The sequence below is a fragment of the Breoghania sp. genome, from assembly GCF_963674635.1.
Taxonomy (GTDB): domain Bacteria; phylum Pseudomonadota; class Alphaproteobacteria; order Rhizobiales; family Stappiaceae; genus Breoghania.
Map to the genome: position 1 here is coordinate 3,951,399 of NZ_OY771475.1, position 12,071 is coordinate 3,963,469.

11 protein-coding genes are annotated in these 12,071 nt (G+C 65.0%); 2 read left to right on the forward strand and 9 right to left on the reverse strand.

All coding sequences use genetic code 11. The annotated features are described in order from the left end of the window. Position 1: 1 nt before the first annotated feature. From ABGM93_RS17160 to tkt, 9 genes are all read right to left on the reverse strand, one after another. Entirely contained in the window at positions 2 to 1,012 is a 1,011-nt protein-coding gene (locus ABGM93_RS17160) for a flagellar motor protein MotA (protein WP_321333661.1), read from the reverse strand. Between the two features lie 193 nt (positions 1,013 to 1,205). Further along, positions 1,206 to 2,006, reverse strand: a complete 801-nt coding sequence (locus ABGM93_RS17165) for an inositol monophosphatase family protein (protein WP_321501524.1) — start codon at positions 2,004 to 2,006, stop codon at positions 1,206 to 1,208. A gap of 120 nt (positions 2,007 to 2,126) precedes the next feature. Beyond that, a complete protein-coding gene (gene efp, locus ABGM93_RS17170) occupies positions 2,127 to 2,690 on the reverse strand; it encodes an elongation factor P (protein ID WP_319775100.1) in 564 nt (187 codons plus the stop codon). A gap of 140 nt (positions 2,691 to 2,830) precedes the next feature. Then, entirely contained in the window at positions 2,831 to 4,090 is a 1,260-nt protein-coding gene (locus tag ABGM93_RS17175) for a tetratricopeptide repeat protein (protein ID WP_321501526.1), read from the reverse strand. After that, positions 4,090 to 4,749 (reverse strand): thiamine phosphate synthase, encoded by a 660-nt coding sequence (locus ABGM93_RS17180; protein ID WP_321501528.1) that lies wholly within the window; start codon positions 4,747 to 4,749, stop codon positions 4,090 to 4,092. The genes ABGM93_RS17175 and ABGM93_RS17180 overlap by 1 nt, the downstream gene beginning before the upstream one ends. Positions 4,750 to 5,051: 302 nt before the next feature. Next, positions 5,052 to 6,077, reverse strand: a complete 1,026-nt coding sequence (locus tag ABGM93_RS17185) for a class I fructose-bisphosphate aldolase (protein ID WP_319775103.1) — start codon at positions 6,075 to 6,077, stop codon at positions 5,052 to 5,054. Between the two features lie 50 nt (positions 6,078 to 6,127). Further along, entirely contained in the window at positions 6,128 to 7,324 is a 1,197-nt protein-coding gene (locus tag ABGM93_RS17190; RefSeq protein WP_321501533.1) for a phosphoglycerate kinase, read from the reverse strand. Positions 7,325 to 7,538: 214 nt separating this feature from the next. Next, positions 7,539 to 8,549, reverse strand: coding sequence for a type I glyceraldehyde-3-phosphate dehydrogenase (gene gap / locus ABGM93_RS17195; RefSeq protein ID WP_319775106.1), 1,011 nt, complete (start codon positions 8,547 to 8,549; stop codon positions 7,539 to 7,541). A gap of 146 nt (positions 8,550 to 8,695) precedes the next feature. Beyond that, a complete protein-coding gene (gene tkt, locus ABGM93_RS17200) occupies positions 8,696 to 10,714 on the reverse strand; it encodes a transketolase (RefSeq protein ID WP_321501535.1) in 2,019 nt (672 codons plus the stop codon). 620 nt (positions 10,715 to 11,334) lie between these two features. Here tkt and ABGM93_RS17205 point away from each other — a divergent pair. Beyond that, a complete protein-coding gene (locus ABGM93_RS17205; protein ID WP_319775108.1) occupies positions 11,335 to 11,616 on the forward strand; it encodes a DUF4164 domain-containing protein in 282 nt (93 codons plus the stop codon). A 5-nt stretch (positions 11,617 to 11,621) separates the two neighbouring features. Then, the gene (zapA, locus tag ABGM93_RS17210; RefSeq protein WP_319775109.1) at positions 11,622 to 11,999 is read left to right on the forward strand and encodes a cell division protein ZapA; all 378 of its coding nucleotides are present in this window, start codon (positions 11,622 to 11,624) and stop codon (positions 11,997 to 11,999) included. Positions 12,000 to 12,071 lie beyond the last annotated feature (72 nt).

Here is a 12,071-nt window from a genome sequence, read left to right on the forward strand (position 1 = left end):
GTCAGCCCCTCGGGTCGCGCAGCGCTTCGGAAAGCTGGGCGAGCAGCTGTTCGATGCGGGCCTGTTGTTCGGATTGCGTTTCCGCCCAGTCGCGCATCATGCGCTGTTCGGTGCGCACATGCTGGACGAGGCCCTGAATGCCCTCCGCCAGATTGGCCATGGCCTGCGAGGTGGCGCGACTGCCACTTGTGGCGCCGTTTTCCTGCACCGTGCGGCGCAACTGGTCGATGGCGACGCGAAGCTCGGAATAATTGGAGGAGCTTTCGCCCGCATAGGCCCCGCCCTCGTCGTCGATCTCGATCTCGGTGACGGTGGAAAGCCAGTCCTCCAGCTCGTTGTAGAAGCGGGTCTGGGCCTGTGTGGCCTGAAGCTCCAGAAAGCCCAGCAGGAGCGATCCCGTCAGGCCGAAGAGGGAGGAGGAGAAGGCCGTGCCCATGCCGCCCAGCGGGGCTGCCAGGCCGGTCTTGAGGTCTTCGAAGATCACATTGGCGTCGCCGGAGCCGACATTGAGCGACTGGATGACATCGCCCACCGCGCTCACCGTCTGCAACAGGCCCCAGAAGGTGCCGAGAAGGCCGAGAAAGACCAGAAGCCCCGTCAGGTAGCGGCCAAGCTCGCGGGCCTCGTCCAGGCGTGTGCCGATGGAATCCATCAAGGAGCGCATCACCTGCGGGGTGATGGCCATGTCGCCGATCCGATCGCCGATCAGCACCGACATCGGGGCCAGCAGCACCGGCGGGCGGCGCACCTCCAGGCCCGGATCGCCGCGGCGGAAGCCGTTGACCCAGTTGATCTCGCGAAACAGGCGGATGACCTGCACAAAGGACAGAAGGATACCGAGCCCGCCAACCAGAATGATCACCCCGTTGAGGAACGGGTTGGAGGCGAAGGCCGTCATGATCGGCCGGTACAGAATGACGGGGATGAAGCTCACCAGCGCGAGGAAGATCAGCATCCGCCAGAGGTAGATCTGAGGACTGGAGAGCTTGTAGGGATCGAGATCGCTTGCCATGTCGTCTGCCGGCCGGTCGTGGTTAACCTGCAGGCAGTGATACCGTGATTTCCGGGCGCATTGAAACCGGAAATCGGCATGCGTGATGGTTGGCATGCCAAATGACAGGCCCCGGGAAGGGCTGTCGGCGGACAGCCCTTGCGCCTTTACAGGCCATGCTCACGGTGGGCGGGAGCCGCAAAGCGGCGGAAAATCAGGCCTGCTTGCGGGCGTTCTTGAGCTGGGCCAGCAGGTGGTGATGGATGTATTCGTTGCCCGCGACGACCGATCCGGTCTCCAGCATCTTCTCGCCGCCACTGGCGTCGGAAACGTAGCCACCGGCTTCGCGAATCATCAACAGGCCCGCCGCCATGTCCCACGGGCTGAGGTCGTGTTCCCAGAACCCGTCGAAACGGCCCGCGGCCAGCCAGGCCAGATCGAGGGCGGCGGCGCCGCAACGGCGAATGCCGGAAACCTCGCCCATGACATGGCGCAGCTCCATCAGCGCGCGGCCATGGTCGCCGCGGCCCAGATGCGGGATGCCGGTGCCAATGACGCAGTCGGTCAGCGTGGCGCGGCCCGCAACCCGCAGGCGGCGGTTGTTCATGAAGGCGCCGTTGCCGCGCTCGGCGGTGAACAGCTCATCCATGACCGGATTGTAGATCACGCCGGCGACGATCTGGCCCTGCCGCTCCAACGCGATGGAGATGGCGAAGAGCGGAATGCCATGCAGGAAGTTGGTGGTGCCGTCGAGCGGATCGACGATCCAGCGGTGCTGGGGATCGGTGCCCTCGATGGTGCCCGATTCTTCCATGAGCAGGGAATAGCCGGGACGCGCGCGCTGCAGCTCTTCGCGAATGACCTTCTCCGCGCGGTGGTCGGCGGCGGTCACGAAGTCACCGGGGCCCTTGCGGGAGACCTGGAGGTTTTCAACTTCGCCGAAATCGCGGGTGAGACCGCGGCCTGCCTTCGTGGCAGCGGCGACCATGACATTGAGAAGAGCGGAACGGGCCATCTTGCCCCTCCTTGGGGGCTGGAAACGTCGGCGGCCGGCGCTGGGCCGACCGGGAACAGGTTGGTGCGAATGCGCGGGGCCGAAAAGGCCCGCGCGCCTTGCGGAACGTGGTTGCGCGCCCTAGTCGGCGCGCTTCACGTAAGCCACTTCGTTGGTGTCGACCACGATGCGTTCCCCTGCCGTGATGAAGGGGGGAACGAGAACGCGGACGCCATTTTCCAGAACGGCGGGCTTGTAGGAGGAAGACTGCGTCTGCCCCTTCACCACCGCGTCGGCCTCGGTGATCTGGAGGGTGACGAACTGCGGCAGGTTGATGCCGATGGGCTTGCCGTCATGCATGTCGAGCGTGACCGTCATGCCGTCCTGTAGGAAGGCGGAGCGATCGCCGACGAAGTCGGTCTGGAGCTCGATCTGCTCGTAGGTGTCGCTGTCCATGAAGACGAGCATGTCGTCCTGGGCATAAAGGTACTGGAAGTCCTTCTGCTCCAGGCGAACCTTCTCCACCTTGTCTTCGGAGCGGAAGCGTTCGTTCAGCTTGCGGCCGTCCAGCAGGTTCTTCATTTCCACCTGGGCGAATGCGCCGCCCTTGCCGGGCTTCACATGCTGAACCTTGACCACGGCCCACAGCGTATCCTGGTGCTGCAAGACGTTGCCGGGCTTGATTTCGTTTCCGTTGATCTTCATGGATCTCGTTCGCGTCGTTGAGGGCTGCCGGGCCTTGGCGCCGGGGGCGCGGGCGATGCCGGTTTTCGCGGCTGTCTCCACCACATTTCCGCGTCGTTTTCAAGGTAAAACGGTTTTCGCAGACGCGGCGGTACGGGCTTTCACGGCTTTTCGGGCGCGCGATCCTGCGGAACGCGCTCCTGATCGCGCGTTGCATCCGGCGTCGGACCGGCTGCCGTTCCGGCAGCGACCATGTCCTTGCCTTGGGTCCAGTTGGCGGCTTCCGCCTGGGCGCGGCCAAGGACCGTCTTGTCCAGCGAGGCCAGAAATCCGTCCAGCCACAGGTCGGAAATCCCGGCCTTGCGGGCCACGAGGTGCCACGTGGCGGCCTTCAGGTCGTCGGGTTCCACGCCGCGTCCGGTGGCGTAGAGGCGGGCCAGCCGGTTCATCGCCACCGGGTTGCCCGACTGGGCAGCGCGCTCGAACCAGATCGCGGCTTCCTGCTCATTGGGCTCAACGCCCTCGCCCTTGAAGCGCAGGATGCCATAGCGAACCTGTGCCGCCACATTGCCGTTGCGCGCCGCACGTCCCATCCAGAACGCACCCTGCATGACATCGCGTTCGGGCGCGGTGGGGTCGAGATAGGCATCGGCCAGCGCATATTGCGCCTCCACGTCGCCATTGTCGGCGGCCTGGTGGAAGAGCGCGAGGCCCTTCTTGCGGTCGAGCGGGCGACCGTCGCCGGTCATATAGAGCACACCGAGATTGTAGGCGGCGCCGTCGAGCCCGGCCTTCGCTGCCTGCTCGAACAGGTCGCCGGCCTTTTTCTTGTCGCCGTCCACGCCCGTTCCCAGCAGATAATAGAGCCCGAGGCGATAGGCGGCCTGCGGGTCCCCGGCCCTGGCGGCGATCTCGTACCAGCTTGCGGAGGTCTTCACGTTCTGCTGGACACCGTAGCCGCGCTCGTAGAGCACGCCCAGCAGCGTGGCGGCGGCCGGGTCGTCGTCCTGCGCGCGTCGGGTGGCGACGGCCACGGCGGTCAGGTAGTAGCCGCGCTGGAACGCGCCATAGGCATAGTCGCGCTTGGCATCGCGCGGCACCGGGCCGGTGGCGATCTGTGGCGGCTCGACGATGGCGAGCGGCAGCCTGTTGTTCAGGCCGGAGGCGGGAAGGGACTTGGTCTCAAGCGGTGTCGGTGTCGTCAGAGGCGCGCCAACACCCGGCGTCATGGACGTGCCGGGAGCAGACGGAACTGACGCGTTTTCTCTCTTGCTGTCCGTCGCCGCCCCCGCGGTGCCCAGCGTGGTCGAGGCGACCAGCATCGCCACGGCGAGCGCCTGCACATGGCTGTGCAGCGCGGCAAGCGCCTGCGCCTTGACGGGATGTCGGTTCTCGCGGTTCGGGCAGCGGGAAAGCCGCATCAGGCTCTCTCGTCCTCGGCGGCCTTCAATTCGGCGGCAACCGTATCAAGTGTTGCGTTGGCGGCGGCGACAGCGGCCTTGGGCCCTTCCGGGTGCTCCCAGACGCCAGCGCGCAGGGCGACGAATTCGGCGCGTGTGCGCGCGATCGTGTCGACGGAGGCTAGGTCACGTCCGGCAAGCGCCACGCAGGGGATCTCGAAAACCTCCGCCCACCACTGGGCGAAATCGATGGTCTTGCGGTGCGGCTCGTCGTGTTCCTCAAGATCCAGCATGCCGAAGAAGACATAGTCGGTGTCGAGTTCCGCCAGTTCCATCGCGGTGTGGCGGTCCTTGATGTTGCCGACGCCGACAATGCGATTGGGCTGGAAGGTCTCCTGAGCGAGCTTCAGGTCCTCGAAGCCGGTATCGACCTGCACACCGTCGGCATGGGCGCGGCCCGTGATGCGCGTGTCGTTGAGGATCAGGGCGGCTGCGCCCGCGTCCTGCACGATGGGCGTCAGGCGCTCGGCGATTTCCTGCGCGGAGCTTGAATCGCCATCCTTCAGCGTGATCAGCACGCAGGCCACGTCGCCGCCGGACAGGGCGTCCGCAAGCGCATCGGGAAAGGTCTGCGCGTCAAATTCGGGCGGCGTGATGAGGAACAGGCGGGAACGGAACAAGGCGGCATCTCCTGAAGGTGTCCGATGCGATCTGGCATCCAATAACGGCAAAATCGCGCAGACGGCAAATGGAGAGGGGCAAAGAGGTCAAAAAATCCTTCGCGCGGCTCTCGCTCTGTGGGTGTTTCGGGCCCGAAAGCCAGGCGGCGTATGGTTGCGCGAAGGCTCTTGAAGGCGCCCGAAGGCTCCAGGGGCTGCCCGAAGGCTTCCTGGGGGGCAAGGCTTCGGGGGCTAGGCCTGAAACGAATCGACGGGCGCGCGGCCCGTCAATCCTTGTCTCATCTGATGGGACCGGGCGCCGGTCAGGCGTTTTCCAGATCCGCCGACCAGGTGCCGGTTGCGGCGAGGCCGTTCATCTTGGCGCGGTGGGCAAAGGCCGCCTGCGCTGCCGGGACGTTCTCTTCCTTGCCGCCCCATGCCTTCAGAGCCGCCTGCTGAAGCGCGCGGCCATAGGAGAAGGTGAGCGTCCAGGGCAGGTTGCCCATGGCGTTCATCAAGGAGAGGTTCTCGGTCGCCTGAACGTCGCTCTGGCCGCCCGACAGGAAGGCGATGCCGCCAACGGCTGCCGGAACGGTGGATTTCAGGCAGCGCACGGTCATTTCCGCGACTTCCTCAGCCGAGGCCTGATCCGGGCAGGTCTGGCCTGCGATCACCATGTTCGGCTTCAGGACCATGCCTTCAAGCAGGATGCCCGCCTGATAAAGCTCGGCGAAAATGGTGTTCAGCGTCCACTCGGTGACCTCGTAGCAGGTCTCGATGTCATGGGACGAGAAGGCGCCATCCATCAGCACTTCCGGCTCCACGATCGGCACGATGCCCGCTTCCTGGCAGATCGCGGCATAGCGGGCCAGCGCATGGGCATTGGCCTGGATGCAGTTGGAAGACGGCATCGCATCACCAATGGTGATGACACCGCGCCACTTGGCAAAGCGCGCGCCGAGGTCATGGTACTCGGCCATGCGCTCGCGCAGGCCGTCGAGGCCCTCGGTGACCTTCTCATCCTCGAAGCCGGCCAGCGGCTTGGCGCCCTTGTCGACCTTGATGCCCGGAACCGCACCCGCAGCGCGGATCAGATCCACAAACGGGGTGCCGTCCTTGGCCGACTGGCGCAGCGTCTCGTCGAACAGGATGACGCCGGAAATGCGCTCGTTCATCGCGTCTTCGGCGCGGAACAGCATCTCGCGATAGGCGCGGCGGTTGTCCTCGGTGTTCTCGACGCCGATCTGATCGAAGCGCTTCTTGATGGTGCCGGTGCTTTCGTCGGCGGCCAGAATGCCCTGGCCGGTTGCCATCATGGCCGCAGCAATGTCTTCAAGATTCTCGCTCATGTGGTGCCCTTCAATTCCGACTGTGGTTCTTGTCTGAGGGTAAACGGGGATCAGGCTTCGGCTTCCAGTGCCGCAACGCCCGGCAAGGTCTTGCCTTCCAGCCATTCAAGGAATGCGCCGCCGGCGGTGGAAACGTAACTGAAGTCCTGTGCGGCGCGCGCATGGTTGAGCGCGGCCACGGTGTCGCCGCCACCGGCGACGGAAAGAAGCTTGCCTTCGCGGGTGCGCGCCGCCGCATGGGCCGCAGCCGCCACGGTCGCGGCATCGAAAGGCGCGATCTCGAAAGCGCCGAGCGGGCCGTTCCAGACCAGCGTGGCGGCAATGTCGATCTTCGCCTTCACGGTCTCGATGGATTTTGCACCGACATCGAGGATCATCGCATCGGCGGGAATGGCATCGAGCGCCACGGTCTCGTTTTCGGCCCCGGCCTTGAACTCGCGCGCCACGACCGCATCGGCGGGCAACACGATCTCGCAGCCTTCGCGGGCCGCCTTTTCCATGATGCGGCGGGCGGTATCGGCCAGATCATGCTCGCACAGCGACTTGCCCACATCGGTGCCCTTGGCGGCGAGGAAGGTGTTGGCCATGCCACCGCCGATCACCAGCATGTCGACCTTGGCCACCAGATTTTCCAGAAGGTCGATCTTGGAGGAGACCTTCGCCCCCCCGACAACGGCCAGCACCGGGCGCTTCGGTGCGGCGAGGGCGGCCCCCAGCGCATCGAGCTCCGCCTGCATGGTGCGCCCGGCGCAGGACGGCAGCAGGTGGGCAAGCCCTTCGGTGGAGGCATGGGCGCGGTGGGCGGCGGAAAAGGCGTCGTTCACATAGATATCGCCATTGGCGGCCAGTGCCTTGGCGAAGTCCGGATCGTTCTTTTCCTCGCCCTTGTGATAGCGGGTGTTTTCCAGAAGAAGAATGCCGCCGGGCACCATCTTGTCGACGGCGGCGGCGGCTTCCGCGCCGATGCAATCCTCGGCGAAATCAACGGCGAGACCCAGCAGTTCCGACAGCGGGCGCACGACCGGCTTCAGCGACATGGAGGCGACGCGCTCCCCCTTGGGGCGGCCGAAATGGGCCAGCAGGATGACCTTGCCATTGGCAGCTGCGATGTCGCGGATCGTCGGCAGAATGCGCTCGATGCGGGTGGTGTCGGTGACCCGACCGTCTTCCATCGGAACGTTCAGATCGACGCGCACCAGAACGCGCTTTCCCGCAAGATCCATGTCGTCGAGAGATCTGTAAGCCATATCCCTTCGCACCTTCCTCTATCGTTCCCCCGGCCCGCGCGGCGTCAGCATTCAACGCCTTGAGGCGGTTTTCCAGTTCCCAATTCGCTAAACCGCTGCGGCACTTTCGCATGGATCCGATCGGACGGTCCCCCGTCCCGGGGCATGCGCGCGCCGAGCATGGTCTACGAATAGAAAAAGGGCGCGGACGTTTCCGACCGCGCCCATTCTGCAATCAGATGTGCTTGGCGATCGCCACGGCGGTGTCGGACATACGGTTGGAGAAGCCCCACTCGTTGTCGTACCAGGACATCACGCGCACCAGCGTTCCATCCATGACCTTGGTCTGGTCCATGTGGAAGGTGGAGGAGTGCGGGTCGTGGTTGAAGTCGATGGAGACGAGCGACTCGTCGGTGTAGCCGAGGATGCCCTTCAGCTTGCCATCGGCGGCTTCGCGGATCGCGGCGTTGATCTCTTCCACGGTGGTCTCGCGCTTGGCGATGAACTTCAGGTCTACCACGGAGACGTTCGGGGTCGGCACGCGGATGGCGACGCCGTCGAGCTTGCCGTTCAGTTCCGGCAGCACCAGGCCCACGGCCTTGGCGGCACCCGTGGAGGTCGGGATCATCGACATGGCGGCCGCACGGGCGCGGTAGAGATCCTTGTGCATCGTGTCCAGCGTGGGCTGGTCGCCGGTATAGGAGTGGATCGTCGTCATGAAGCCCTTCTCGATGCCGACGGCCTCGTTCAGGACATAGGCGACGGGAGCAAGGCAGTTGGTCGTGCAGGACGCGTTGGAGACGACGAGGTCATCCTTGGTCAGCGCGTCGGAATTCACGCCATAGACGATGGTCTTGTCGGCGCCGGAAGCGGGCGCGGAGACGAGCACGCGCTTGGCGCCGGCCTCAAGGTGGAAGGCGGCCTTGTCGCGGGCGGTGAAGATGCCGGTGCATTCCATCGCCACGTCAACGCCGAGCTCGCCCCAGGGCAGTTCCTTGGGATCGCGGATGGCGGTCACCTTGATGGGCTTGCCACCGTCGATGGTGATGGTGTCGCCGTCGACCTCGACCTTGGCCGGGAAACGGCCATGGACGGAATCATGACGCAGCAGGTGGGCATTGGTCTCAACCGGACCCAGATCGTTCACCGCCACGACCTCGATATCGGTGCGGCCGGATTCCACGATCGCACGCAGCACGTTGCGGCCGATGCGTCCGAAGCCGTTGATAGCAACTTTCACCGCCATTTCGTCATTCTCCTCTCACCACGCGCCTGTCGGCGCTTTCATTTCCGGCCCCTTGCGGGGCTTCGCGCCCCGGCAACCGCGGTCACCGGGGCCTTGTCGCTTGATCGTCATGTGAAACGGCCCGTTTCCGGGCCGTCTCCGATTTTCTAGTCTTCGGCTTCGTCTTCCGACGCGCCCAAAGCCTCAAGCCTGGCCTTCGCGCGGGAGACGACAACCTCCGCGGTAATGCCGAAATGCTCGTAGAGTTCCTTGTAGGGACCGGACGCGCCGAAGCTGTCCATGCCGACAAACAGGCCGTCATCGCCGATGAAGCGCGACCAGCCCATCTCGATGCCGGCCTCGATCGCGATCTTCACCGGGGCGGTGCCGATCATCGAGGCGCGGTAGTCGTCGGACTGCTTGCGGAACATCTCGAAGGAGGGAACCGAGACGACGCGGGTCGGGATGCCGTCCTCGGTGAGGATGGCCTGGGCGGCCATCGCGATCTCCACTTCCGAACCGGTGGCAAACAGCGTCACCTTGGCGTCGTCCTCTGAGCCCGACGCCTCATAGGCGCCGCGCGCGCAGAGGTTCTTTTCCTCAAACGCGGTGCGGAAGGCGGCAAGGTTCTGACGGGTGAGCGCCAGAACGCTCGGGCCGTTCCTGTTCTCAAGCGCCATCTGCCAGCATTCCGCCGTCTCCGTGGCGTCCGCCGGACGCAGCACCAGAAGGTTCGGAATGGCGCGCAGCGCGGCCACGTGTTCCACCGGCTGGTGGGTCGGGCCGTCTTCGCCAAGGCCGATGGAATCGTGCGTCATCACGTAGATCACGCGGATACCCATCAGGGCGGACAGGCGAATGGCCGGACGGCAATAGTCGGTGAAGACAAGGAAGGTGCCGGAATAGGGAATGACGCCGCCATGCAGCGCCATGCCGTTCATCGCGGCCGCCATGCCGTGCTCGCGGATGCCCCAATGGACGAAGCGGCCGGAGAAGTCGTCCGGCGTGATTGCCTTCATGTCCTTGGTGCGGGTGTTGTTGGAGCCGGTCAGGTCGGCGGACCCGCCGATGGTCTCCGGCACCGCCGCGTTGATCGCCTCAAGGGCGACTTCCGAGGCCTTGCGGGTGGCGAGCGAGGGCTTGTCCTGCGCCAGCGTCTCTTTCAGCTTGCGGATGGCTTCGCCAAGGCTTGCCGGAAGATCGCCGCGCATGCGGCGTTCGAATTCCGCGCGGGTTTCCGCGTCGGCGGCGGCGAAGCGCTTTTCCCAGTCGGTATTGGCCTGGGCGGCGCGCAGGCCGGCGATGCGCCAGGCGTCGCGGATGTCGGCGGGGATCTCGAAGGGTTCCTCGCTCCAGCCGAGCGCCTCGCGGGTCAGGGCGATTTCATCGCTGCCCAGCGGCGAGCCATGCGCGGAGTTCTTGCCCGCCTTGTTGGGCGAACCGTAGCCGATGGTCGTCTTGCAGGCGATCATCGTCGGGCGCGAGGACTTGCGTGCGGCTTCGATGGCGGCGGCGATCTGGTCGGGATTGTGACCGTCGACGCGCGCCGTCTCCCAGCCGCTCGCCTTGAAGCGCTCGATCTGGTCGGTGCTGTCGGAAAGCGAGATCGATCCGTCGATGGAGATGCCGTTGTCATCCCACAGCACGATCAGCTTGTTCAGCTTCAGATGACCGGCAAGCGCGATGGCCTCCTGCGAGATGCCTTCCATGAGGCAGCCGTCGCCGACGAGGCAATAGGTGTAGTGGTCAACCAGATCGGTCCCGAATTCGGCCTGCATCATGCGCTCGGTCATCGCCATGCCGACGGCGTTGGCAATGCCCTGGCCGAGCGGGCCGGTCGTGGTCTCGATCCCGCCGCCATGGCCATATTCCGGGTGGCCGGCGGTCTTCGCGCCGATCTGACGGAAGTTCTTCAGCTCTTCGAGCGGGAAGTCTTCGTAGCCGGTCAGATGCAGCAGGGAGTAGAGCAGCATCGAGCCGTGGCCGGCCGACAGAACGAAGCGGTCGCGATCGTACCAGGTCGGTTCGGTCGGGTCGAAGCGCAGAAAGCGCGTGAAGAGGACGGTGGCGATGTCGGCCGCCCCCATCGGCAGGCCCGGATGGCCGGACTTGGCCTTCTCCACGGCGTCGATGGAAAGGAAGCGGATCGCGTTCGCCATCCGGTTGTGTTTTTCGAGATCGGTCATTTGTTACCTGTGGCCCGTGCGGTCGATGCGTCCGTGGCGTTCAAGCGCCGAGGCGGCTCATGCGTACCCGCAAGCGTCCGAGGTTAGGGTTTGAAGCAGGGGTGTCCGCCCATGAAGACAAGACCCCATACCACGCGCCCCTGCGAGGCGGGAGGACAAATAGCAGGAACCTTCAGCGAGTCAATGCAACGACTTGTGGCAACTACCTAGCGGAAGGGCACACCAATGCGCGGTGCCCTGGGCATTGATTAAGGGATTCGCGAAAGCGCACGTGATCGCCACACGCGTGAAAGACAATGAGGCCGGGCGCGCTCGTTGCGGGCGCGGGATTGTTCACAGGAGACCCCTTCTTCTACATGTCATTTGGCAAGATCGCCTCGCAAGCCTCCGCGATTGTTGACGGACTGGCGACCGTGCGCCTAATCTTGAGCCGCCAGCGCGCGCGGCAACGGCAGGCCGGACGAGCGAGCCCGCTTTTCGCGCGCCGGTGAAACGGGGACGGTAAATTCGGGTCGGGTCGGGACGGGCGTTTCCCGTGCCAGACGGCATTCGCAGAGACGATCTCCTGGCCGGACCGCTTTGCGGTTGGGCTGCAAAAGAGATTCTCACACGGGAAAAGCATGGACCAGGCCAGCAAACTCGATGCGGCTTTTCAGCGACTTTCGGCTTCCATCGGCCAGCTTGAGGCGGCGGTGAACCGTCGCATGACGAGCGAAAAGACCGTGGGCGCGCTTCAGGACGAGCTTCAGCGCCTCAACGAGGACCGGGCCCGGCTTGCCGAAACGCTGGACGGCGCGGAATCGCGCTCCGATCGGCTGGAACAGGCCAACAAGGAGGTTTCGCGCCGCCTTGTCTCGGCCATGGAATCCATTCGGTCCGTCCTTGAAAACCACGGAGGCTGAAGGGCATGGCGCAGGTCAACGTGACGATCAACGGGCGCGCCTATCGCATGGCTTGCGATGATGGCGAGGAAGAGCGGCTGATGGGGCTCGGTCGGCGTCTCGACGCGACCATCGACCAATTGCGCTCCAGTTTCGGTGAAATCGGCGATCAGCGGCTGACCGTGATGGCGGGCGTGATGATGACCGACATGCTGAGCGAGGCGGAAAAGCGCATCCAGGCGCTGGAAGGCGAACTGGCGGGCCTGCGCGAATCCCGCGAGGCGGTGATCGATCGCAGCGCGCAGAGCGAATCGGAACTGGCGAGCCGCGTGGATGAGGCCGCCGCGCGCATCGAGGCGCTGGCGCAGGCGCTCAACAAGTCGGTGCGCGAAGAACAGGTCTGAGGCCCCGGGGCGCATGCCCCCCGGTGCAAACGGTTCTTGGCTTCGATGGTGCCAGCCTTTGGCACGCTTCGT